This window comes from Kitasatospora sp. NPDC048545 (assembly GCF_040651155.1).
GTDB lineage: Bacteria > Actinomycetota > Actinomycetes > Streptomycetales > Streptomycetaceae > Kitasatospora.
On record NZ_JBEZIQ010000005.1, the window covers coordinates 163575 to 186598 of the forward strand.

General features: G+C 74.8%; 20 protein-coding genes. 12 read left to right on the forward strand and 8 right to left on the reverse strand.

The window, feature by feature from the left end:
* Window positions 1-5 precede the first annotated feature (5 nt).
* The 5 genes from panD to AB0D10_RS07515 form a co-directional block, all read right to left on the reverse strand.
* Window positions 6-485, reverse strand: coding sequence for an aspartate 1-decarboxylase (gene panD, locus AB0D10_RS07495; RefSeq protein ID WP_360252843.1), 480 nt, complete (start codon window positions 483-485; stop codon window positions 6-8).
* Window positions 486-544: 59 nt separating this feature from the next.
* Complete coding sequence (gene panC, locus AB0D10_RS07500; RefSeq protein WP_360252846.1) at window positions 545-1450, reverse strand: pantoate--beta-alanine ligase; 906 nt, start codon at window positions 1448-1450, stop codon at window positions 545-547.
* Entirely contained in the window at window positions 1450-2421 is a 972-nt protein-coding gene (locus AB0D10_RS07505) for a DUF2520 domain-containing protein (protein ID WP_360252849.1), read from the reverse strand. Before AB0D10_RS07505 ends, panC begins: the two co-directional genes overlap by 1 nt.
* Before the next feature lie 96 nt (window positions 2422-2517).
* A complete protein-coding gene (locus AB0D10_RS07510) occupies window positions 2518-3207 on the reverse strand; it encodes a response regulator transcription factor (protein ID WP_360252852.1) in 690 nt (229 codons plus the stop codon).
* Between the two features lie 28 nt (window positions 3208-3235).
* Window positions 3236-4465, reverse strand: a complete 1230-nt coding sequence (locus tag AB0D10_RS07515) for a sensor histidine kinase (protein WP_360252855.1) — start codon at window positions 4463-4465, stop codon at window positions 3236-3238.
* Window positions 4466-4594: 129 nt separating this feature from the next.
* On the opposite strand from AB0D10_RS07515, the gene AB0D10_RS07520 reads away from it, so the two are divergent.
* Together AB0D10_RS07520 and AB0D10_RS07525 are read left to right on the forward strand one after the other, a co-directional pair.
* On the forward strand, window positions 4595-5611 hold the full coding sequence (locus AB0D10_RS07520; RefSeq protein ID WP_360252858.1) for an SAM-dependent methyltransferase: 1017 nt from the start codon (window positions 4595-4597) through the stop codon (window positions 5609-5611).
* Entirely contained in the window at window positions 5608-6777 is a 1170-nt protein-coding gene (locus tag AB0D10_RS07525) for an NADH-quinone oxidoreductase subunit D (RefSeq protein ID WP_360252861.1), read from the forward strand. Before AB0D10_RS07520 ends, AB0D10_RS07525 begins: the two co-directional genes overlap by 4 nt.
* A gap of 57 nt (window positions 6778-6834) precedes the next feature.
* Here the strand turns inward: AB0D10_RS07525 and AB0D10_RS07530 are convergent, their stop codons facing one another.
* On the reverse strand, window positions 6835-7656 hold the full coding sequence (locus AB0D10_RS07530) for a hypothetical protein (protein ID WP_360253116.1): 822 nt from the start codon (window positions 7654-7656) through the stop codon (window positions 6835-6837).
* 271 nt (window positions 7657-7927) lie between these two features.
* Here AB0D10_RS07530 and AB0D10_RS07535 point away from each other — a divergent pair, with 271 nt between their 5' ends.
* The 8 genes from AB0D10_RS07535 (at window position 7928) to AB0D10_RS07570 (ending at window position 18747) form a co-directional block, all read left to right on the forward strand.
* Window positions 7928-8377, forward strand: a complete 450-nt coding sequence (locus tag AB0D10_RS07535; RefSeq protein ID WP_360252864.1) for a hypothetical protein — start codon at window positions 7928-7930, stop codon at window positions 8375-8377.
* Window positions 8378-8403: 26 nt separating this feature from the next.
* Entirely contained in the window at window positions 8404-11325 is a 2922-nt protein-coding gene (locus tag AB0D10_RS07540) for a toxin glutamine deamidase domain-containing protein (RefSeq protein WP_360252867.1), read from the forward strand.
* Between the two features lie 210 nt (window positions 11326-11535).
* Window positions 11536-12786 (forward strand): SUKH-4 family immunity protein, encoded by a 1251-nt coding sequence (locus AB0D10_RS07545; protein WP_360252870.1) that lies wholly within the window; start codon window positions 11536-11538, stop codon window positions 12784-12786.
* 117 nt (window positions 12787-12903) lie between these two features.
* Window positions 12904-13866, forward strand: a complete 963-nt coding sequence (locus AB0D10_RS07550; protein WP_360252873.1) for a Ppx/GppA phosphatase family protein — start codon at window positions 12904-12906, stop codon at window positions 13864-13866.
* A gap of 583 nt (window positions 13867-14449) precedes the next feature.
* On the forward strand, window positions 14450-15253 hold the full coding sequence (locus AB0D10_RS07555) for a sugar phosphate isomerase/epimerase (protein WP_360253118.1): 804 nt from the start codon (window positions 14450-14452) through the stop codon (window positions 15251-15253).
* Between the two features lie 52 nt (window positions 15254-15305).
* On the forward strand, window positions 15306-16094 hold the full coding sequence (locus AB0D10_RS07560; RefSeq protein ID WP_360252876.1) for a class I SAM-dependent methyltransferase: 789 nt from the start codon (window positions 15306-15308) through the stop codon (window positions 16092-16094).
* Window positions 16095-16245: 151 nt separating this feature from the next.
* Window positions 16246-18090 carry a dihydroxy-acid dehydratase gene (ilvD, locus tag AB0D10_RS07565; protein ID WP_360252879.1) on the forward strand — a complete coding sequence of 615 codons (1845 nt, stop codon included), beginning with the start codon at window positions 16246-16248 and terminating at the stop codon, window positions 18088-18090.
* Between the two features lie 126 nt (window positions 18091-18216).
* Window positions 18217-18747 carry a hypothetical protein gene (locus AB0D10_RS07570; RefSeq protein ID WP_360252882.1) on the forward strand — a complete coding sequence of 177 codons (531 nt, stop codon included), beginning with the start codon at window positions 18217-18219 and terminating at the stop codon, window positions 18745-18747.
* 4 nt (window positions 18748-18751) lie between these two features.
* Here AB0D10_RS07570 and AB0D10_RS07575 read toward each other — a convergent pair whose 3' ends face one another.
* On the reverse strand, window positions 18752-20104 hold the full coding sequence (locus AB0D10_RS07575) for a hypothetical protein (protein ID WP_360252885.1): 1353 nt from the start codon (window positions 20102-20104) through the stop codon (window positions 18752-18754).
* A 114-nt stretch (window positions 20105-20218) separates the two neighbouring features.
* A complete protein-coding gene (locus AB0D10_RS07580; RefSeq protein ID WP_360252888.1) occupies window positions 20219-20668 on the reverse strand; it encodes a hypothetical protein in 450 nt (149 codons plus the stop codon).
* A gap of 201 nt (window positions 20669-20869) precedes the next feature.
* Between AB0D10_RS07580 and proC the strand changes: the two genes are divergently transcribed.
* Window positions 20870-21697 (forward strand): pyrroline-5-carboxylate reductase, encoded by an 828-nt coding sequence (gene proC / locus AB0D10_RS07585; RefSeq protein ID WP_360252891.1) that lies wholly within the window; start codon window positions 20870-20872, stop codon window positions 21695-21697.
* A 121-nt stretch (window positions 21698-21818) separates the two neighbouring features.
* The gene (locus AB0D10_RS07590) at window positions 21819-23018 is read left to right on the forward strand and encodes an MFS transporter (protein ID WP_360252894.1); all 1200 of its coding nucleotides are present in this window, start codon (window positions 21819-21821) and stop codon (window positions 23016-23018) included.
* Window positions 23019-23024 lie beyond the last annotated feature (6 nt).

Below are 23024 nucleotides of genomic sequence, written 5' to 3' on the forward strand. Positions count from 1 at the left end.
CTCCTTCAGCGTGTGGCCGTGGTGGCCGCGCCGTCCTCGTCACGGTACGCGCCCCCGGCCCGGCGGCCCGGAGGTGCCCCCACGTCACCGCGCAGCAGCCCGCTGCCCTCCGGTGCCTCGGCGGGGTCGCCGCCGAAGCCGGTGATCCGGTTCCGCTCGTCCACGAAGACGACCTTCGGCTCGTAGCCCTTGGCCTCGGCCGTGTCCATCTGCCCGTAGGCGATGAGGATGACCAGGTCGCCGGGGTGGACCAGACGGGCGGCGGCGCCGTTGATGCCGATCACGCCGGTGCCGCGCGGCCCGGCGATGGTGTAGGTCTCCAGCCGGGCGCCGTTGTTGATGTCGACGATGTGGACCAGCTCACCGGGGAGCAGGTCGGCGGCGTCGAGCAGGTCCTCGTCCACGGTGACCGAGCCGACGTAGTGCAGGTCGGCCTGGGTCACGGTGGCCCGGTGGATCTTGGACTTGAGCATGGTGCGGAGCATGGGGTCACGCCTCCTGTGAGTGCATGCCTGGGGCTGAGCTACCGAGTGTCAGCGGGTTTTCAGCGGACGATGATGCGGACGTTGTCGATCAGGCGGGTCGAGCCCACCTTCGCGGCGACGGCCAGCACCGCCTCGCCCTGGAAGTCGTCCGCCGCTTCGGAGAAGTCGTGCGGGTCGATCAGGGCGAGGTAGTCGAGGGTGACGCCCTCGGCGCCGTCCAGGACGGCCGAGGCGGCCTCGTGGGCGGCCTTCGGGCCCTGCGCGGCGGCGTCCCGGCCGGCGAACAGGGCCTTGGACAGGGCCAGGGCGCGGGTGCGCTCCTCCTCCGAGAGGTAGCGGTTGCGCGAGGACAGCGCCAGGCCGTCCTCCGCGCGGGCGGTCGGCACGCCGACGATCTCGACGTCGAAGTCCAGGTCGGCGACCATCCGCTGGATGACCGCCAGCTGCTGGGCGTCCTTCTCGCCGAAGAAGGCGAAGTCCGGGTCGGTGATGTGCAGCAGCTTGGCGACCACGGTCAGCACGCCGTCGAAGTGGCCGGGGCGGGTGGCACCCTCGAAGCGCTCGCCCATCGGTCCGGCCACCAGGCGCACCTGCGGCTCGCCGTTGGGGTAGACCTCCTCGACGGACGGCGCGAAGACCACGTCGGCGCCGTTCTCCTCGGCCAGCTTCACGTCGTCGTCGAGGCTGCGGGGGTAGCGCTCCAGGTCCTCGCCCGCGCCGAACTGCAGCGGGTTGACGAAGACGGTCACCGCGACCCGGCCGTCCCGGCCGACCTGCTTGCGGGCGGCCCGGATCAGCGCGGCGTGGCCCTCGTGCAGCGCGCCCATGGTCATCACGACGGCGTTGTCCACGGGCTGCTCGTCCGGCCAGAAGGCGGCCTCGAAGTCGTCCACGGTGCGGGTGACGACGGCCCGGTGGACCTTCGGCGTCCGCTGGGGCTTGTTCGGCTGCTTGCCGCGTGCCATCAGGGCGTCTCCTCGTTCAGTACGTCCAGCAGCGCCGCCGCTGTCGTTTCGTCGATCGTTCCGTTGGCGAGCGCCCGCTGCGCGGTGGCGCGGGCCATCGCGCGGTACGCCGCCGGGATGTCGGGGGACACCGTACTGAGCTGCGCCAGGTGGCGCCGAACGGTGCCCGCGTCGCCCCGGGCGACCGGGCCGGTGAGGGCCGCGTCGCCGGAGCGCAGACTGTTGTCCAGGGCGGCGCCCAGCAGCGGGCCGAGCATCCGGCCGGGCTCGGCGACGCCGGCCGTGCGCAGCAGCTCCATCGCCTGGGCGACCAGGGTGACCAGGTGGTTCGCGCCGTGCGCGAGGGCGGTGTGGTAGCGCGGGCGGACCTCCTCGGGCACCCACTCGGGCTCGCCGCCCATCTCCACCACGAGCGCCTCGGCGACCGGCCGCAGCTCGTCGGGCGCGGTCACCCCGAACGGGCAGCCGGCCAGCCGGTCCAGGTCGACCGAGGTGCCGGTGAAGGTCATCGCCGGGTGCAGGGCCAGTGGCAGCGCCCCGGCCCGGGTGGCGGGCTCCAGGACGGCGACGCCGTGCGCGCCGGAGGTGTGCACGACCAGCTGGCCGGGGCGGACGGCGCCGGTGGCGGCCAGTCCGGCCACCAGGTCGGCCAGCGCGTCGTCCGGGACGGTCAGCAGGACCAGGTCGGCGGCGGCCAGCACCTGCGGCGGGGTGACGATCCGCACGCCCGGCAGCATCGCCTCGGCGCGCCGGCGGGAGGTGGCGGACACCCCGGAGGCGGCGACCACCGTGTGCCCGGCGAGCTGCAGCGCGGCGCCCAGCGCCGGGCCGACCCGGCCGGTGCCGACCACGCCGACGGCGAGCCGGGCCGGACGGTTGCCGGGATCGCCCGGATCACCGAAGGCGGCGCCGCCGAGACCGTCGGCGAACGGAGCGAACTCGCCGGAGTCGGCGAAGTCGGACGGATCCACGCATCCACCCTTGTCCTGTGTGGCCGTTCCGGTCCGCTCGTCGGGTACCGGACGTACGGGCCCAGTCTACGGTCGGCGCCCGGACGCCGAACCGGCTCAGTCCGTGGCCCCGGCCCGGATCAGCCCGGCCTCGTACGCCAGCACCACGGCCTGGACCCGGTCGCGCAGGCCGAGCTTGGCCAGGATCCGGCCGACGTGGGTCTTCACGGTCGCCTCGGAGAGCACCAGCCGGGCCGCGATCTCGCCGTTCGACAGGCCCTGGGCGACCAGCAGGAACACCTCGCGCTCGCGCTCGGTCAGCGGGCCGAGGACGTCCGAGCCGGGCGCGCTCTGCGGGGTGGGCAGCACCTCGGCGAAGCGGTCGATCATCCGGCGGGTGGTGGTCGGGGCGACCACCGCGTCACCGCCGTGCACCGCCCGGATCGCGGCCACCAGCTCGGTCGGCGGGACGTCCTTCAGCAGGAAGCCGCTGGCGCCGGCCTTGAGCGCGGCGAAGGCGTACTCGTCGAGGTCGAAGGTGGTGAGGATCAGCACGTGCGGGGCGTCCGGCAGCGGGCTGCCGTCCTCGGCCAGGCAGATCCGGCGGGTCGCCTGCACGCCGTCCAGGCGCGGCATCCGGACGTCCATCAGGATCACGTCCACCGCAGTGTGCCGCAGCTGCTCCAGGGCCTGCGCGCCGTCGCCGGCCTCGGCGGCGATCTCGATGTCGCCCTGCGACTGCAGGATCATCCGGAACCCGGTGCGCAGCAGTTCCTGGTCGTCGACGAGCATCACGCGGATGGTCAAGGTGGCTCCTAGGGGGAGGGGCGGAGGATCAGTGTGCGGCCTTGAGCGGCAGGACGGCGCGGATCCGGAAGCCGCCGCCGGGGCGGGGGCCCACGTCGAGGCTGCCGCTGACCATGCCGACCCGCTCGCGCATGCCGATCAGGCCGTGGCCGAGACCGTCCGTGCCGCCGGAGGCCAGCTGTTCGTCGGTGCTGCCGCGCCCGTCGTCCTCCACCAGCACGGCCAGCTCGCGCTCGCCGAAGTCGACCGCGACCCGGGCGTGCACGTCGGGGCCGCCGTGCTTGCGGACGTTGGTGAGCGCCTCCTGGACGATCCGGTAGACCGTCAGCTCGACCCCGCGCGGCAGCTCGCGCGGGTGCCCGGAGGTCGCGTAGTCCACCTGCAGTCCGGCCGTGCGGACCTGCTCCAGCAGCTCCGGCAGTTCCTCCACGCCCGGCTGGGGCACGTACTCCTCGGCGGTGTCGGAGGTGCGCAGCACGCCCAGCAGGCGGCGCATCTCGACCAGCGCCTGGCGGCCGGTGGAGGCGATCGTGCCGAGCGCCTCCTTCGCCTGCTGCGGGGAGTTGTCGAGGACGTAGGCGGCGCCGTCGGCCTGGACGATCATCACCGAAACGTTGTGCGCGACCACGTCGTGCAGCTCGCGGGCGATCCGGGCCCGCTCGGCGGCGACCGCCACCTTGGACTGGGCGTCCCGCTCGCGCTCCAGCCGGGCGGCGCGGTCCTCCAGCTCGGTCAGGTAGGCGCGGCGCACCCGGGTCAGCCGGCCCCACGCCCAGCAGAGGATGAACGGCGTGCTCATCAGCAGCATGATCATCGCTGCTTCGCCGGGGTTGTACGAGTGCGAGACGTAGTGGTTGGCGCTCTCGCGCACCGTCTTCATCGGGTGCATCTGCCAGAACACCAGCGGCCCGGCGGACAGCCCGGCGGTCAGTGCCAGCCGGGAGGTCGACTTCTGCCCGAAGGCGGCGCCGGTGTAGGCGAAGACCAGGTAGGCGATCGAGGAGCCGCCCGGTTCGACGTCGGCCAGCACCTGGCTGACGCCGAGGCCGGTGGCGGCGGCGACCGTCACGTCCGGGTAGCGCCGGCGGACGACCATCAGCGCTGGCAGCACCAGCGCGACCAGGACGTCGGCGTCGAAGCGCCACCCGTCGTCGGGGAGGTTGTCGCTCGGCAGCAGGCCGATGAGGAGCACGATCGCCGCCCAGGCGGCGTCGACCACCATGGGGTGACGGCGGAGCCAGGCGTTGAGTCGATGCACGTGTCCAGCGTAGGCAGTCGCTCCGTGTGTCCAGGTCCGCCGGTAGGGCGATCCGTCCTACTCCGTAGGTCGGAGACGCACCGGCACCGATTGGGAGGGCCCTGCGACCGGCGGGTAGCGTCCGGCCGCATGACTTGGATGCGGTGGGCGCCCGCCATGGAACAGGCCCTGTACGACCCCGAACGGGGTTTCTACCGCAGGCCGGAGGGCCCCGCCGGGCACTTCCGCACCTCCGTGCACGCCTCGCCGAGGTTCGCCCGCGCGGTGGCCCGACTGCTCCTCGACGTTGACGCGGCCCTCGGTCGTCCGGAGGAGCTGGCGTTCGTCGACGTCGGGGCCGGGCGGGGGGAACTTCTCAGGGGCGTGCTGGCCGAGCTGCCCGCCGAAGTGCTGGCGCGGCTGCGCCCGTACGGCGTGGAGATCGCGCGGCGCCCGGCCGGGCTCCCGTCCACAGCCCTGTGGACGGACGAGCCGCCGCGCGGCGTGACCGGACTGCTGTTCGCCAACGAGTGGCTGGACAACGTGCCGCTGGACGCCGGGGAGGTCGACGAGGACGGGGTGCTGCGCTACGTCGAGGTGGACACCGGGACCGGTGCGCTGCGGCCGGGCGCGGAGGTGTCGCCGGCGGACGCGGCCTGGGCCGGGCGGTGGTGGCCGGTCTCCGGGCCCGGGGACGCGGTGGAGTTCGGCGGCCCCCGGGACGCCGCCTGGGCGCGGGCCGTCGCCGGGCTGGAGCGCGGTCTGGCCGTCGCGGTCGACTACGGGCACACGGCCGGGCGGCGGCCGCCGTTCGGCACCTTCACCGGCTTCCGGGACGGCCGGGAGGTGGCCCCGGTGCCGGACGGCTCCTGCGACGTCACCGCGCACGTGGCCCTGGACTCCGTCGCCGTGCCCGGTCTCCACAGCCTGTGGACGACGCAGCGGGAGGCGCTGCGCGCGCTCGGCGTGAGCGGCGGCCGGCCCCCGCTCGCCCTCGCCTCCACCGACCCGGCGGGCTACCTGCGGGCGCTGAGCGGGGCGGGGGAGGGGGCCGAGCTGACCGACCCGGGCGGGCTGGGCGGTTTCGGGTGGCTGGTCCAGGCCGTCCGCATTCCGGTACCGGCGAGCCTGGACACCCTGCCGGGATGGCAGACTCTGGGAGCATGAGGGAGACCACGGTCGGCATCGGGGCGGGAGCCGAGAACTTCAGCGGTACGGCGGGCACCACCGACATGGTGCTCAACATCGGCCCGCAGCACCCGGCCACGCACGGCGTGCTGCGGCTGCGCCTGCTGCTCGACGGCGAGCGCATCGTCTCCGCCGAGCCGGTGATCGGCTACATGCACCGGGGCGCGGAGAAGCTGTTCGAGGCCCGTGACTACCGGCAGATCATCATGCTGGCCAACCGGCACGACTGGCTCTCCGCCTTCTCCAACGAACTCGGCGTCGTCCTCGGCGTCGAGCGGATGCTCGGCATGGAGGTCCCCGAGCGGGCCGTGTGGATCCGCACCCTGCTCGCCGAGCTCAACCGGGTGCTCAACCACCTGATGTTCCTCGGCTCGTACCCGCTGGAACTCGGCGGGATCACCCCGATCTTCCACGCCTTCACCGGCCGCGAGGACCTCCAGCACGTCCTGGAGGAGGCCTCCGGCGGCCGGATGCACTACATGTTCAACCGGGTCGGCGGCCTCAAGGAGGACCTCCCGGCCGGCTGGCTCGGACGCGTCCGCGCCGCCGTCGCCACCGTCCGCTCGCAAATGCCGGTGTTCGAGGACCTCGTCCTCGGCAACGAGATCTTCCGCGCCCGCACCGCCGGCGTCGGCGTCCTCACCAGGGCGCAGGCCGAGGCGTACGGGGTCAGCGGCCCGATCGCCCGGGCCGGCGGCCTCGACCTCGACCTGCGCCGCGACGAGCCCTACCTCGCGTACGGCACCGAGGAACTGCGGCAGGTCCTCACCGTCGTCACCCGCGAGGAGGGCGACTGCCTCGCCCGCTTCGAATGCCTGCTGGAGCAGACCCTCAACTCGCTGGACCTCGCCGACGCCTGCCTCGACAAGCTCGCCACCCTGCCGCCCGGCCCCGTCAACCAGCGGCTGCCCAAGGTGCTCAAGGCACCCGAGGGCAGCACCTACGCCTGGACCGAGAACCCGCTCGGGATCAACGGCTACTACCTGGTCTCGCGGGGCGACAAGACGCCGTGGCGGCTCAAGCTGCGCTCGGCGTCCTTCAACAACATCCAGGCGCTGACCGAACTGCTGCCGGGGACGCTGGTGGCGGACATGGTCGCGATCCTGGGGTCGATGTTCTTCGTGGTCGGGGACATCGACAAGTAGGCCCGGGGCCGCGGCCCCGCTCGGGCCGGCCCCGCCGGAGCCCGGTCGGGCCGGGGCTCAGCCCTTCTTCTTCGGCTTCGCCGGGTCGGCCGGGTGCGGGGCGATCCTGCGGTCGCCCTTGGTGGCGATCCGCTCCTCGCACAGGCGGGCCAGCACGTCGTAGGCCGCCCTGCCCATCAGTTCGGTGAGCTCCGGGCGGTAGCTGACGTACACCGCGTCCGCGCCCTGGTGGGCCGCCGGAGCGCCGGTGCACCACCAGTGCAGGTCGTGGCCGCCCGGGCCCCAGCCGCGGCGGTCGTACTCGCCGATCGAGACCTGGAGGTAGCGGGTGTCGTCCGGGCGGTCGATCCAGTCGTAGGTGCGGCGGACCGGCAGCTGCCAGCAGACGTCCGGCTTGGTCTCCAGCGGCTCACGGCCCTCCCGGAGCGCGAGCGCGTGCAGCGCGCAGCCGGCGCCGCCCGCGAAGTCCGGGCTGTTCACGAAGATGCAGGCGCCGTTGACCCGGCGGGTCTGGCGGTCACCGTCCTCGTCCAGCATGGTGATGCCGCCGTCCGAGACCAGCCGGCCCTTGGCGTCGGTGCCCTGGGGGAAGTTCTCCCACAGCTCGGGCGTCAGCCGTGCCGCGTGGCCCAGGACGCGCTTCTCGTCGTCCTCGTCCGAGTAGTGGGCGCCCAGCGTGCAGCAGCCGTCCGACTCGCCGCGGCCCTCGCGGATGCCGTGGCAGCCCTGGCCGAAGACGCAGGACCAGCGCGAGGTCAGCCAGGTGAGGTCGCAGCGGAAGACCTGCTCCTCGTCGGCGGGGTCGGCGAATTCGACCCAGGCGCGCGGGAAGTCGAGCGGGACCTCGTCACGCGGGATCTCGCGGCGCAGGGTCGGCATCGCGAGGTCGACGGGGGCGGGGGAGGCCTTCGGCTTCGCCTTGGCCTTCTTCTTGGACGTTTCTGCTGGTGCCACCCGGCAAGGGTAGAGCTTCCGCGGGCGTGGTGACGGGCCCGAGGGGCGTGGCGGCGGATTCGGGGCCGTCGGGGCTCGGGGGCGGGAGCCGGGCCCGATGCGGGGTGAAGGCGGGGTGAAGAGGTCCGTCGTGCGCTGCGGGCGGGCCCGGGACCGTGCCTAGGATGGCGGCCGATCCGCTACGGGGAGGTACGGGATGGCAGACGGCAGGACCGGGGCGTCCGACCGGGCGGGTGGACAGTTCGTCCTCAAGCCGTGGGAACTGCACGGCGAGGGGCGGGAGTTCGAGAAACTCGGCGGCGAACTGGCGAAGGCCGTCGCCGCCCTGGAACGGGACCTCGGCGCGCTCGGCACCCCCTGGGGGACGGACCGGCCGGGCAGCGGCTTCGCGGCCGTGTACGGCCCGGCGCGCGGCGGACTCGTCGGCGGACTGCGGGGGCTGGCCGGCGGGGTCGGGAAGGTCGGGACCGGGCTGCACGCGATGGCCGAGCGGACCACGGACACGGACACCTCGGCGGCGAGCGGCTTCGGCGCCGGGACCGGGGCCGGGAACGGGACCGGGGTGACGGCCGTCGCCGCGGTCCATCCGACGGCGGGGGCAACCCCGGGGGCGGCGCCCGCCGTCCCCAAGGACATGTCGGTCTGACGGACCCGGCCCGGAGGGGGAAGCGCGTGTCCCGGAAACTGCCCGAGGAACTGGTCCCGGTCCTGGCCAGGACCGGCCACCCGTGGCCGCAGGCCGACGAGGAGGGCCTGCGCAGGGCGGCCGGGGTCTGGCGGGAGTTCGGCACGGAGGCCGACCGCCTCACCCGCCGCTGCGGCGAGTCCGTCCGGCGCGTCACCGCCGACAACTCCGGCTGTGCGGTCGAGGCCTTCGGCGCGTACTGGCAGACCTTCAGCGGCGCCGGCAAGGGACACCTGGACGACGCGCACACCGCCGTCGGGCTGGTCGCCGGCGCCTTCGAAGCGGCCGCGCGGGCCGTGGACACCTGCAAGGCCGAGATCATCGCGACGCTGCAACAGCTGGCCGCCGAGCTCCGGCAGGCCGAGGAACAGGCCGTCGCGGCCGAGGAGGCGGCGGGCAGGGTCGCCGCGGCGTCCGGCGGCGACCCCGGATCCGGGCCGGGCACGGGGCCGGGGCAGGACGGGCTGGTCGGCGGGCTGAAGAAGGCCGCCGGAGACCTCGCGACCGGGGTGAGGAACACCGCCACCGACCAGGTCGCGGCGGGCGTGGCGGCCGTCGCCGTCGAAGCCGCCGCGCTCAAGATCGGCGGACTGCTCAGCGAACTCGGCCGCGCCATGAAGGACGCCCTCGCCACCGCGCTCAAGGAACCGGCCGCCGTCGCCCTGCTCCGCCTCGGCACCGCGCGCGGCACCGGGATCACCGCGGCCTCCTACCGCGCCGGCGCCTTCGACCCGCGCGGCACCGGACTGCCCGCCGCCCTCGGCGAACCGGGCGTCCTCGGCGCCGACGGCTCCGGGCTGGTCCTGCTCGCCGGGAAGGACGGCACACCGCTGGTCGGCGTGCCCGGACTCACCGTCCGGCTCGACGCGCACGGGCAGCCCGTCCTCGGCCCCGACGGCCGGCCGGTCATCCTCCGGGTCGACGGCACGCCGGTCGGCGACGCCTCCGGGCTGCTGGTCGTCCCGGGGCCGGACGGCGCGCCGGTCGTCGGCGTGGCCGACCTGGCCGTCCGGCTGGACGCGCACGGGCAGCCGGTCCTCACCGACGGGCACGGCAAGGAGGTCCGCGGGCTGCCGCTCGCCGGACTGACGGGGGCGCCGGACGGGTCGACGGTCGACGGCAGTCCGCTCGATGGCAGTCCGCTCGACGGGAAGACGGCGGACGGGAAGGCGGCCGACGGCTCGGGAACGGACGGGAAGCAGGACCCGAAGGGGACCGGCGCGGTGACCGTGGCCTCGGCCGTCGTGGCCGCCCCCGGGGCCGTCGTGGGCGGGGCGGACACCGCCGTGGCGGCGAGCGCGCCCGGCAGCGGCGCGGTGACGTCGGGGGCCGCGTACGCGACCGGGGACCGGCAGGGGCAGCACCAGGCGGTGGCCGGCGGAGGCGACTGGGTGCCGCCGACGCGGGACGACGGGTCGTCCGGGCGGTCCGCCGCCGTGCCGGGCCGCCAAGGCGGCGGTTCAGCGGGCGGGTCGGCGGGTTGGTCGGCGGGTTGGTCGGACGGGGACTACCCGCTTCAGGCGCCTGTGACTTCGGCTTCGCCCGCGGCCTCGGCCGCGGGTTCGGCACACGGCGGGGGTGGCGGCGGGCCGGTGACGGTACGGACCGACTCGGTGGGCGCACCGCCCGCCCCCAGCGCCACGCAGCCCTCCGACGGGCACACCGGTGCCCCGTACGGTCCGGCGCCGGACGTTCCGCCGGCAGTCCGTGCGGTCGGGGTCGCCGGGCCGTTCGGGACGCCGGCGTACGGCGCCGGGTACCCGGTGGTCGGTGCGGTCGGCGCCGTCGGCGCCGTGGGGCCCGGGCCGCTCGCGGGCGGCGGCGGAGCAGGGGCCCCGAACGTGGCGGCCCCGAACGTGGCGGCCCCGAACGTGGCGGCTCCGAACGTGGCGGCTCCGTTCGGCAGCGGCGTCGGAGCGGGAGGCGGCGGGGCGGGAGCCGGTGCGCCGGGTGCCGGCGCTTCGGGCGCTGCAGGGGCTCAGCCCGTCACCGGCGAGCCCCGGCCGGGCACGCCCGCCCCGCGCACCCCGGTCGGTGCCGCGCCGCACGCCGTCGCCGGTCCGCCGTCCGCCCAGGCGGCACCGGCGGTGCCGGTCGGGCCACCGATCGTCGGCGCCACCCCGGTACTCGGCCGGCCCGAGCCGCACCACGTGGACGACCGGCGCCGGGACACCGCCGCGACCGCCACCGACCCCACTCTGGCCTGGGGCGCCGTCCCGGTCGCGACCGCCCACGCGATGGCCCTGCAACTCGCCCTGCGTGCCCGGTCCGGAGCCCGGTCCGACGACCCGGCCGGCCGCCCCCGCAGCATCGCCGACAGCCGCCCGTACGGACTGCCCGGCGGGCTCGGCCCGGTCGACCCGGAGCACCAGGCCGAACTCGAACGCCGGGCGCCCCGCGACGAGGACGGGCTGCCCGTCCGCCACCCCGACCCCGCCGTCGGCGGCTGGGCGGAGGCCGTCAACGACGGCGGCTACCGCGAACCGGGCCGGGCCAACAACAGCATGGAGATCGCCCTCGCCGCGGTCGAGTGCCACACCGGACGACCCACCTGCGCCGCCCCGCGCGTCCCCACCGAGGGCGACGCCGGCGAACGCGGCGGCCGGGACCGCGCCGAACGCGAACTCGGCGTCCCCTTCCGCGACCTGGGCGACGGCGGCGAGGCCTTCGACCGCCTCGCCGACGACCTCCGCCGCGCCGGCCACGGCTCCCAGGCCGTCCTCCTCACCGTCGACGCGTTCGGCCGCCCGCACGCCTGGAACGCCGTCAACCACCGGGACACCGTCACCTACCTCGACCACCAACTCGCCCGCCGGAGCCCCACCCCCCTCCACCCCGCCACCCACGGCCTCTGGGCCATCGGCCTCACCGCCGAAGGCCGCCCCCTCGACCTCACCCGGGCCGCCTGACCTCGGTCGGGCGGGAGCGGGAAGCCGGCCGGTCGGTGCGTGGCGGGCTTGGTGCGGGGTCCTCGTGGGGGCGTAGGGTCGCGGCGCAGTCGGGTCGGGTGTCGGGGACGGGGTGGCCGGGTGGTTTCGCGGGCGCAGGCGGTGGAGGCGGGGCACCGGTGGATCAACGGGGATCTGCCGCCGGGGGCCGGGGCGGTGCGGCGGGTGTGCGTGCACGAGTTCGAGCTCGGGTGGGTGGTGTGGGCGGAGCCCGCACGGCTGGAGGTGGATCCGCTGACCGGTGAGCGGCGGGCGCCCGAGGAGGTGGGGGCGGCCTGTGCCGTGGTGGACCGGGAGAGCGGACGGTTCACGGTGTGGCCGTCGGTACCGGTGGACGAAGTGGTCGGGCTGTACCGGGACTTCGTCGGTGCGGGCGGGTACGACCCGGCCCGGCCGCCGACGACCGGGCGGGGTGCCCGCGCCGAACTGACGTACCGGGACGGCTCGGGCGAGGAGCGGTCGTTGGCGCTGCGGTCGGCGCCGGGCCTGCCGCATCCGGCCCTGCGCGGTTGGTGGTGGCTGCGCGAACAGGGGGTGGCGGCCGAGGACGTGCGGGCCGTCCGGACCGATCTGCGGCCGGGGGCGCTGCCCGGCGGCTACTGGGCACACGCGCTGGCCGCCGAACTGCCGCACGTCCGGATCGACTTCGAGCTTCCGTACGGTCCGCGGTTCGACCACCGCGCCGCCGCCGTACGGGCGTTGCCCGTGCCCGCGGACGGTCCGGCGCGCAACCGGGTGCCGTTCCCCCGGCCGGTGCGGGACGCGCCGGCCGAGCCCGACGCGGTGCTCGCCGCGGTGCCCGACGCGGTGCTCGCCGCGGTGCCCGACGCGGTGCTCGCCGCGCGGCTCGCGGAGCGGTTCGGCCCGGCGGGGGTGCGGCGTTTCGACCAGGCGGACGTGGTGCGGACCGAACTGCCCGGGGAGGCGGCCGCGTTGCTGCTGGCGGTGGGTGTGCCGAAGGTCGTGCCGGGATTCTTCGCCCTGCACCACCCCCGTGCGGAGGCGATCGCCGACGGCACCCGGCCGGGCGCCGTGCTGCCGCCGCTGGCCGGGTACCTCGACGGCCTCGGCCGCGGTACCCGGGTGGCCGAGCGTGAGCGTTCGGCCCTCGCCGGGCAGCTGGTGCTGGGAACGGACGGCTGGGCGCTGGTGGCCCTCGACGCGACGGACGGTGCCGTCCGCGCGGTGGATCCGGACCATGCGACGGCCCGCCACTGCAACGCGGACCTGAGGGCCTTCGTCCGCTGTCTGGAGGTGTTCGCCGGCTGGTGGCCCGGGCTGCGAGGGCTCGACCCGGTGGCCGCGGGCGGGGCGGTGGACGGACTGCAGCGCGCCCTGGCGGAGGTGGACGGCACGGTCTTCGCCGATCCCGAGAACTGGTGGGCCGTCATCGTGGAGCAGTTGTGGGACGGCCTGCTGTGACGCGGCTCACGGTGCCGGGCCCCCGGGTCCGGCCGTGACCGGCCACCCGCCCCGGACCAGCGCGAATACGGTCGCAACCCCTCTCGCCCGGGTCCGCATCGCGTAGCGTGGAGAGTTATGCGACTCGGTGTTCTCGACGTAGGTTCCAACACGGTCCACTTCCTCGTGGTGGACGCCCACCCGGGCGCTGCTCCGCTGCCCGCTTACTCCCACAAGGCCGAGCTGCGGCTGGCCGAGCTGCTGGACTCGGACGGTGCGATAAGCGGGGCCGGTGTCGAGCGGCTGGTCGGCCACGTCGCGTCCTCGCTGCGGGTCGCCGAGGACAAGGGCGTCGTCGACATCCTGCCGTTCGCCACCTCGGCCGTGCGCGAGGCCACGAACGGCGAGGAGGTGCTGCGCCGGGTGGCTGCCGAGACGGGTGTCGAGCTGCGGGTGCTCTCCGGTCAGGACGAGGCCCGGCTCACCTTCCTGGCCGTCCGCCGCTGGTTCGGCTGGTCGTCCGGCCGGCTGCTCAACCTGGACATCGGCGGCGGCTCGCTGGAGATCGCCTGTGGCCTGGACGAGCAGCCCGACGTCGCGTGTTCGCTGCCGCTGGGCGCGGGCCGGCTGACCGCCCGCTGGCTGCCCGGGGACGTCGCCGACCCTGACGGGCTGCGCGAGCTGAGACGCCACATCCGGGCCGAGATGGGCACCGTGGTCGGCGAGGTCTCCCGGCTCGGGTCGCCGCAGCACGCCGTCGCCACCTCCAAGACCTTCAAGCAGCTGGCCCGGATGACCGGCGCGGCGCCCGCCGACGCCGGCCCGTACGCCGACCGCCGGCTCACCCGCAGCGGGCTGGCGGCCTGGCTGCCCCGGCTGTCCACGATGACCGTCGCCGAGCGCGCGCAGATCCCCGGCGTCTCCGAGGGCCGGGCCAAGCAGCTGCTGGCCGGCGCACTGGTCGCCGACGCCGCGATGGACCTGTTCGGTCTGGACGAGCTGGACGTCTGTCCGTGGGCGCTGCGTGAGGGCATCATCCTGCGCCGCCTGGACACCATGGACAGCCCCGCCGACCGGCGCCGACCGGCGCTCGCTCCGTAGGACGGCGTCCCGTTCGGAGCGCGCTCCGCTTACGCTGTCTCCCGTGGTGCAACCAGCGGGCGAGGACGGGACGCGGGAGGGCCGCGCTCCCGGGGACGGGCAGCCGCGGCCGGACGGCCCGCGCCGTCGGCTCGGCAAGGCGGTCAAGGGCGCCACCGCCGCGCAGGCCTCCAAGGCCGTCCAGGCGGCCCAGCGCACCGCGAAGAGGGCCGCCGCGAAGAAGACCGCCGCGAAGGAGGCCGCCGCCCCGGAGCGCACCGCGGGGAAGGCCGTCCCGAAGGGCGCCGCGGACGACACTCCGACAGCGGCCTCGACGAAGCGCACCGCCGCCGGGAGACCGTCGACGAAGAAGGCCGCCGACAAGGCCACGACGCCGCCCGCCGACAAGCCCGCGACGCCGCCCGCGACGCCCGCCCGGGCCGCCGCCAAGGCCGCGCCGAAGGAGACCCGCACCGCCCGGGCCGCCGGCGCCGCGAAGGCCGCCGTCCAGTCGGTGCGCTCGGTCAAGGCCGCTCGCCGGGACGCCGCCCGCCCGCCGCTGCTGCGCACCACCGACCGGCTGGTGCTCCCCCAGCACCCGGCCCTGCACATCCCCGAGACCAAGGTGGTCCTGTCCACCGCCTCGGTGTACCCGGCGAGCACCGCCGTCGCCTTCGAGCTGGCGGCCAGGCTCGGCTACGACGGGGTCGAGGTGATGGTCTGGAACGACCCGGTCAGCCAGGACATCGACGCCCTGCGCCGGCTCTCGGACGCCCACCGGATGCCGATCCTGGCCGTGCACGCGCCCTGTCTGCTGATCACCCAGCGGGTGTGGACCACCGACCCGTGGACCAAGCTGGTCCGGGCCAGGGCGGCGGCGGAGAAGCTCGGCGCGAGCGCGGTCGTCGTCCACCCGCCGTTCCGCTGGCAGCGGCAGTACGCCCGGGACTTCGTCGAGGGCATCGACCGGATGGCGGGCGAGACCGACGTCCGCTTCGCCGTCGAGAACATGTACCCGTGGCGGTACCGCGACCGCGAGGTGCTGGCGTACGCGCCCGGCTGGGACGTCACGGACGAGGAGTACCGGCACTTCACCATCGACCTGTCGCACGTCGCCACCTCCCGGATCGACACCTTCGCCATGGTCGAGCGGATGGGCGACCGGCTCGCCCACGTGCACCTGGCGGACGGCAGCGGCTCCGGCAAGGACGAGCACCTGATCCCCGGCCGCGGCAAGCAGCCGTGCGCCGAGCTGCTGGAGCACCTGGCCCGCACCGGCTTCGACGGTCACGTGGTGCTGGAGGTCAACACCCGCCGTTCGGCGTCGCCCGCCGAACGTGAGGCCGATCTGGCCGAGGCGCTGGCCTTCACCCGCCTGCACCTGGCGACCCCCTCGCGCGTACGCTGACCGTCGTGCCCGGGCGCGTCGGAGCGCCGGACGGCCGTACCGAGGGGGAGAAGTGACGGGCGGTCGGAAATTCAGCGAACTTCGCAACTTCCGTGAGCTCGCCGGGAGCTTCGGCTCCGTGGCGGCCGAGTACGACCGCGGCCGTCCCGGTTACCCGGACGAGTTGTTCGACGAGTTGGAACGCTTCTGGGGCCGCGGTCTGAAGGGCGCCAGGGTCCTGGACGTCGGCGCGGGCACCGGCATCGCCACCCGGCTGCTGGCCGCCCGCGGCGCGGACGTCATCGCCGTCGAGCCCTCGGCCGGGATGGCCGCGCGGTTCCGGGCCGTCTCACCGCAGGTCCCGCTGGTCCGGGCGGGCGGCGACGACCTGCCCTTCCACGACGACTCCGCGGACCTGATCACCTACGCGCAGGCCTTCCACTGGACGCGGCCCGAGCAGTCCCTGCCCGAGGCGATCCGGGTGCTGCGGCCCGGCGGTGCGCTCGCCACCTGGTGGAACATCTTCGACGACAGCGTCCCGTGGGTCCGCGCCCGGGACGAGCGGCTGTCCGCCACGCTCTCCGGCCGCTACCACGGCTACGGCCGGGTCGACGAGCTGACCGCTCCCTTCGCGGCCGCCGGGCTGGAGGTCTCCCGCGTCAAGCTGGGCTGGCAGCGGCAGGTCCCGGTGGAGCAGGTGGTCGACAACCTCACCTCCCGTTCCTTCTTCGCCTCGCTGGACCCCGAGCGGCGCGAGCCGCTGCTCGCCGCCGAACGCGCGGCGCTGCTCGCCGAGTTCCCGGACGGGCAGGTGGTCGAGCCGTACGTCCTGGACCTCACGGTCGCCACCACCGGGGAGTGATGCCGCGGGGCGCGGGGCCGTCCGCCGCCTGACCGCATCGCGGACGGCCCGTCCGCCGGGCGGACGGCGGGCGTAGGCTCGGTAGCCACAGCGGCCCCCGTACCCGCCCAGCGGCGGGGCGCCGAGGAGAGCCCCGAAGGAGTGGAGCACAGTGCCCGAGCTGAGGTCCCGTACGGTCACCCACGGTCGCAACATGGCAGGCGCCCGGGCGCTTCTCCGGGCCGCCGGCGTAGCCCGCGAGGACTTCGGCAAGCCGATCATCGCGGTCGCCAACTCCTTCACCGAGTTCGTCCCGGGCCACACCCACCTCCAGCCGGTCGGCCGGATCGTGTCCGAGGCGATCAAGCAGGCGGGCGGCATCCCGCGCGAGTTCAACACCATCGCCGTGGACGACGGCATTGCGATGGGCCACGGCGGCATGCTCTACTCCCTGCCCTCGCGCGACCTGATCGCCGACTCGGTCGAGTACATGGTCAACGCGCACTGCGCCGACGCCCTGATCTGCATCTCCAACTGCGACAAGATCACCCCGGGCATGCTGATGGCCGCGCTGCGCCTGAACATCCCGACCGTCTTCGTCTCCGGCGGTCCGATGGAGGCCGGCAAGGCCACCCTGGTCGACGGCACCGTGCGCAAGCTCGACCTGGTCGACGCGATCTCGCAGGCCGTGAACGAGAACGTCTCCGACGAGGACATCGCGATCATCGAGGAGAACGCCTGTCCGACCTGCGGCTCGTGCTCCGGCATGTTCACCGCCAACTCGATGAACTGCCTGACCGAGGCCATCGGCCTCTCGCTGCCCGGCAACGGCTCGGTGCTCGCCACCCACACCGCCCGCCGGGCGCTGTACGAGAACGCCGGCCGGACCGTCGTCGAGATCACGAACCGCCACTACGGCCAGGACGACGCCTCGGTGCTGCCCCGCGCGATCGCCACCCGCGCCGCGTTCGAGAACGCCATGGCCCTGGACATCGCCATGGGCGGCTCGACCAACACGATCCTGCACCTGCTCGCCGCCGCCCAGGAGGCCGAGCTGGACTTCGACCAGCGGGCCATCGACGCGGTCTCCCGCAAGGTCCCCTGCCTGTCCAAGGTCGCGCCCAACGGCTCGTACTACATGGAGGACGTGCACCGGGCCGGCGGCATCCCGGCGATCCTCGGCGAGCTCTACCGGGGCGGGCTGCTCAACGAGGACGTCCACACCGTCCACTCCGACTCGCTCGCCGAGTGGCTCAAGACCTGGGACGTGCGCGGCGGTTCGCCCTCCGCCGAGGCCGTCGAGCTGTGGCACGCCGCCCCCGGCTGCGTCCGCTCCGCCGAGGCCTTCTCCCAGTCCGAGCGCTGGGAGTCGCTCGACACCGACGCGGCCAAGGGCTGCATCCGCAGTGTCGAGCACGCCTACTCCGTCGAGGGCGGCCTGGCCGTGCTGTACGGCAACCTCGCCGAGGACGGCTGCATCGTGAAGACCGCCGGCGTGGACGAGTCGATCTGGACCTTCAGCGGTCCGGCCGTCGTGGTGGAGTCCCAGGAGGACGCGGTCGAGGCGATCCTCGCCAAGCGGGTCAAGGAGGGCGACGTCGTCGTCATCCGCTACGAGGGCCCCAAGGGCGGCCCGGGCATGCAGGAGATGCTCTACCCGACCTCCTTCCTCAAGGGCCGGGGCCTCGGCAAGGCCTGCGCCCTGGTCACCGACGGCCGCTTCTCCGGCGGCACCTCGGGCCTGTCCATCGGCCACGCCTCCCCGGAGGCGGCCTCCGGGGGCACCATCGCCCTGGTCGAGGACGGCGACACCATCGCCATCGACATCCCCGGCCGGACGATCTCCCTGGAGGTTCCGGACGAGGTCCTCGCCGAGCGCCGCCGTGCCCTGGAGGCCTCGGGCGGCTACCGGCCGAAGAACCGCGACCGCAAGGTCAGCCAGGCCCTGCGCGCCTACGCGGCGATGGCCACGTCTGCCGACAAGGGCGCGGTCCGCGACGTGACCAAGCTCGGCTGAGACCGGCCCGGAGCGGCCCCGCGACCGCGGCGTGCCACCGGTCCCGACGACCGGAAACGGAGGAGCCGTCCCGCGGACCGGGACGGCTCCTCCGCCGTGTGCGGCAGTCGGGTGATAATCGACGGCGTGAGCGAGCAGCCCCCCACCCCCGCCCCCGAGGTCGCCGGCGCCCCGGCGCCCGAGCCGATCCGCTGGTTCGGCACCAGCTGGCTGAACCGGGACGGCGGCTACTGGCTGCGCCGGGTCGGCGTGTCCGCCGGAGCCCTGGTCGCGACCGCGGCCGTGGTGCTGCTGCTGCGCTTCGGCGTCGAGGGCATCGCGCTCTCCGACAACGGCACCTTCGTCAACGGGCTGCTGACCGTCGCCATCGCGATCTGCTCGATGATGTCCGTCCTGCGCACCTGGAAGGTGCTCACCGAGGGCAGGGACCGGCTGACCGGCTGGATGGCCGAGGACAAGTCGCTCGGCGCGGTCTGGCTGATCGGCGGCGCCGGGGCCCTGGCCGCCTACTTCGCCCGCAGCCTGGTCGAGGCCCCCGGGGAGGCGGTGCGGCGCGCCTCGTACGAGCGGGCCGTCGCCCGGTACGAGACGCGCCTGGCGAGCCGCAGCGGCCGGCCCGGCGGCAGGGCGCCGGGCCGGAGCAAGCGCAAGCGCTGACCGGTCAGTTGCGGCTGACCGTGCCGCACCCCGCGGTCTGCTCGACGTCCTTGCTGCGGTCGTACGGGTCGATGGCCGGCCCGGTCGGCCGGGAGCCGGGGGTGTCCTGCTGCAGCGCCGCGAACTGGTCGAACTGCGGGTGGAAGAAGCCGTCGTAGACGTCGCAGGCCGAGTTGGCCGGGTCGGTCTGGCTCTTGGCGTAGACGACCTTCTTCGGCTGGACCTGGTAGCGCCCCGGGTCGTAGAAGCGGAACGTGTCCACCCGCCGGACGATCGTGCGGGTGGTCCAGGTGTCCCCGGCCACGTCGTCCGTCCGGACGACCAGGCCCACCGGCTTGGCCGTGCCGCCGCCCTGCGGAGCGGCCGGTCCGGTCGGCTGCGGGGCGGGGGTCGACGGCCGGGGCGACGCGGCCTGCTTGGCGGCCTCCGGGCCGGGGCGCAGCGCGTACACGAAGCTGAAGTCGGTGTGGATCAGGACGCCCTTGTCGCCGTCGCCCTCGAAGGTCATCCGGCCCTGGACCTTGACCGTGTCGCCCACCGGGATCGCGTCACGCGGGTCGAACCGGCTGAACCAGTCGGTCGGGTCGTTCTCCTTGGACGGGTGCTCCAGCGCGGACTTCGCGCCGTCCTGGTCCTGCCGCTCCAGCAGTGCCAGGGCGGCGTCCGGCCGGCCTCCGGCGATCACCTTCGGGTCCAGGTTGGCGGCGATCAGGTAGTCCCTGACGGACTGCAGCTGAGAGGCCACCTGGGCGGTGCTGAAGACGCCGGTCGCCTGCGCCTCGGGGAGGACGAAGGCCTCGGCGCCGGTCGGCCAGCCCTCGGCGGGGGAGCCGGCCCAGGGGTGGGCGACGGTCGGCTGCTGGTCGTCGACCTTCGGTGCCGCGGTGGTCGGCCTGGCCGTCTCGGGGGCGACGGTCGGCACGGGGGTGTGGGCCGCGGCGGTGCCGCCGACGTGGTCCCGGTACCAGCTGCGCAGCCCGTCGATGTTCAGCGCCGCGAGCAGCACGGCGACGGTCAGCGCGACGTAGAGCGGTGTGCGCCACGCCGAGCGGCGCGGTCGTGGGTTCCCCCAGGCGTCGACCGCCGGGGGCTTCGGCTTGCGGCCGAAGCGGCGCGCGGGCGCCGGGCCGTCGTTGACCGAGCGGCGGCCGCCCGGGTCGACCGGCGGGGTGTGCTTCCACCGGGCGGCGAGCATGCGGGTGCGCCCGCTCTGCTCCTGGGCGGTGGCGCCCCGGACGAAGTCGTCGTCCAGGACGAGGTCGGCGAACGGGTCCTTCGCGCCCGTGCCGGACGGGTCGGACCCGTCCGGTGCATCGCCCCTGGTGGGGCGCGGTTCCGGATCTTCGGCTATCGGCATCGCGCCAGTATGACGACGGGGTGTGACGATGCGCTGATCGGGGGCGCACCACGTGGTGGACTCGTGCCCGCCGGGTGGCGCTTCACCCCGTTTCGTCCGGAACCGCGCCGGTGCTCAGGACTTGCCGCGGGCCTGCTTCACCGACCCCACCACCCCGGCGATCGCCAGCAGGAGGCCGGCGGGCAGCAGCGAGATGAAGAAGGCGCCGAAGAGCCCGGAGTCGCCGAGGAACAGCTGCGCCAGGGTGTTCAGCGCCAGCAGTCCGCCGGCCGCCGGCAGTGCCGACTGCCACGGGTGGTCGTTCGCCCACCGGCGCAGCCGGCGGTCGGCGGTGTCGCGGCGCAGCTGTCCGCCGACGGTGCCGACCAGGAAGAAGAAGAACAGGGCCCAGCCGGCCGGCCCGGCCAGCATGCTCAGCGACCAGCTCCCGGAGATCGCCTCGATCCCCAGGGCTGTCGCCCCCACCACCGCACCGACCCCCGCGGCGGTCCGCCACGGGCCCACGGTCGCCGAGGCGACGGCGAGTTGCCGGTTCTCACGTCGGGACATTTCGTCGTGTGCCATGGTTCAACGGTGCTCCCGCCCGGGGCCGGAGGCCATAGGGGAAGCCCCTGGTTTTCTCCCTAGGGTCCCGCCGGGCCGAATCGCCCCGCGCGGCCGCGCCGGGACCGCCGCCGCGGGCCCCGCGACCACGGACCGGACGGTCCCGCCCGGCCCCGCCGCGCGGTGCGAGGATGGCCGCAGTAGCGAGGCAAGGAGCGGACCATGGGCAGCAGCGCAGCACACGGACAGAAGATCGCCTTCCTGGGCACCGGCAAGATCGGCGAGGCCCTGCTCTCCGGCCTGCTGCGGGCGGGCAAGGACCCGGCGGACGTCCTGGTGACCGCCCGCCGCCCCGAGCGCGCGGTCGAACTCGCCGCCCGGTACGGCGTGGTGGCGGTCTCCAACGCCGAGGCCGCCAAGCTGGCCGACACCCTGATCCTCGCGGTCAAGCCGCAGGACATGGGCACCCTGCTGGAGGAGCTGGCCCCGCACGTCGGCGCGGACCGGCTGGTGATCTCGGCCGCGGCCGGCGTCCCGACCGCCTGGTTCGAGGAGCGGCTGGCGGCGGGCACCCCGGTGGTCCGGGTGATGCCCAACACGCCGGTCCTGGTGGACGAGGGGATGAGCGTCATCTCGGCCGGTTCGTGCGCCACCGAGGAGCACCTGGTGCGCACCGAGGAGATCTTCAGCTCGGTGGGCAAGGCGCTGCGGCTGCCCGAGTCCCAGCAGGACGCGGCCACCGCGCTCTCCGGCTCGGGCCCGGCCTACTTCTACTTCCTGGTCGAGGCGATGACCGACGCCGGCATCCTGCTCGGGCTGCCCCGGCAGGTGGCGCACGACCTGATCGTGCAGTCCGCGATCGGCGCCTCGGTGATGCTGCGCGACTCCGGCGAGCACCCGGTGAAGCTGCGCGAGGCGGTGACCTCCCCGGCCGGCACCACCATCTCGGCGATCCGCGAGCTGGAGAACCACGGGGTGCGGGCCGCGCTGCTGGGTGCGCTGGAGGCGGCCCGGGACCGCTCCCGGGAGCTGGCCTCCGGCGGGAAGTAGTCCGCGGCAGAAGTCCCTGCGCGACCCCTCCCGCAATCGCGGCGCACCGCCTACGCTCTCGCCAACATCGTCCTACCGGCCGGTAGCGAGGTCGCCAGGAGGCCCGTGTGTGGAGGTCCGTATGAGTGCCGCGCCGTCCGCCGTGCCGCCCGGCCTGAGGGCCGGGCGGTCCGCGCTCGCCGTCAGCTTCCTGCTCCAGGGCACCACCTTCGCGCTGCTGGTCACCTGCATCCCGGAGATCCAGCACCGGTACGGGTTGAGCGACGGGCTGCTGCCGGTCTTCCTGGCCGCCGTGCCGATCCTGGCCGGGGTCGGTTCGATCACCTCCGAGCAGCTGGTGCGGCGCACCGGCGCGCGGGCCGTGCTGCGGGTGGTCCAGCCCGCGGTCTGCCTCAGCCTGGCGGCCGTCGGACTCGGCGACGCGCTGTGGCAACTCGCCTTCGCACTGGGGGCGTTCGGTCTGCTGGTGGGGGCGCTGGACGCCAGTATGAACATGCTCGGGGTGGGGCTGCAGCACCGCTACGGACGCTCGATCATGATCGGCTTCCATGCCGCGTTCAGCCTCGGCGGCATCGTCGGCGCGTCCCTGGCGGGCCTCGGCTCGCACTACGACCTCGGGCTGTCGGTGCTGTTCGGCACGGCCGCCGCGGTGGTCGCCCCGCTCGCGGTGGTCACCGGCGCCTTCTTCGCGGGGCCGGCCGAACTCGGCGACGCCGTCCGGGAGGCCGCCGAGGCCGCCGCCCGGTCGATCCCCTGGCGGCCGCTGCTGCCGCTCTGCCTGGCGATGGCCTTCGCGTACATCGCGGACGCCTCGGTCTCCAACTACAGCGTCAAGTACCTCACCGACGGTCTGGGCAGCCGCGAGGACCTCGCCAAGCTCTCCTACCTCGGCTACATGGTCGCGATGCTGGTCGGCCGGGCACTGGGCGACCGGGCGGTGCAGCGCTTCGGCGCCGTCCCGGTGGTCCGCGGCGGTGCGGCGCTGGCCGCGCTGGGCTTCGGGGTGGCCGCGGTGGCGCCCGCCGCCTGGGCGGGCATCGCCGGGTTCACGGTGCTCGGCTTCGGCATCTGCGCGATCATCCCGCAGGTGTTCGCAGCCGGCGGCCGGTTGTTCCCGGCCGACTCGGACGCCGCGGTGGCCCGGCTCAACCTCTTCAACTACGTGGGTTTCCTGATCGGTTCGCCGCTGGTCGGTGCGATCGCCGACGCGAGTTCGTACCGCTGGGCGCTGCTGGCCCCGATGCTGCTGGTGCTCGCCGTCCTGCCGCTGGCCGACCGCTTCTCCCCGGTGCCGGCGTTGGCCCCCGCCCCCGCCGGGTGACGGCGG

Bases quoted from the DNA above. Each gene is read 5' to 3' on its own strand.
- AB0D10_RS07590 (WP_360252894.1), top strand. From the start codon at position 21,819: ATGAGTGCCGCGCCGTCCGCCGTGCCGCCCGGCCTGAGGGCCGGGCGG.
- proC (WP_360252891.1), top strand. From the start codon at position 20,870: ATGGGCAGCAGCGCAGCACACGGACAGAAGATCGCCTTCCTGGGCACC.
- AB0D10_RS07550 (WP_360252873.1), top strand. From the start codon at position 12,904: ATGCGACTCGGTGTTCTCGACGTAGGTTCCAACACGGTCCACTTCCTC.
- AB0D10_RS07520 (WP_360252858.1), top strand. From the start codon at position 4,595: ATGACTTGGATGCGGTGGGCGCCCGCCATGGAACAGGCCCTGTACGAC.
- AB0D10_RS07530 (WP_360253116.1), bottom strand. From the start codon at position 7,656: ATGCCGACCCTGCGCCGCGAGATCCCGCGTGACGAGGTCCCGCTCGAC.
- panC (WP_360252846.1), bottom strand. From the start codon at position 1,450: ATGGCACGCGGCAAGCAGCCGAACAAGCCCCAGCGGACGCCGAAGGTC.
- AB0D10_RS07580 (WP_360252888.1), bottom strand. From the start codon at position 20,668: ATGGCACACGACGAAATGTCCCGACGTGAGAACCGGCAACTCGCCGTC.
- AB0D10_RS07575 (WP_360252885.1), bottom strand. From the start codon at position 20,104: ATGCCGATAGCCGAAGATCCGGAACCGCGCCCCACCAGGGGCGATGCA.
- AB0D10_RS07535 (WP_360252864.1), top strand. From the start codon at position 7,928: ATGGCAGACGGCAGGACCGGGGCGTCCGACCGGGCGGGTGGACAGTTC.
- AB0D10_RS07525 (WP_360252861.1), top strand. From the start codon at position 5,608: ATGAGGGAGACCACGGTCGGCATCGGGGCGGGAGCCGAGAACTTCAGC.
- panD (WP_360252843.1), bottom strand. From the start codon at position 485: ATGCTCCGCACCATGCTCAAGTCCAAGATCCACCGGGCCACCGTGACC.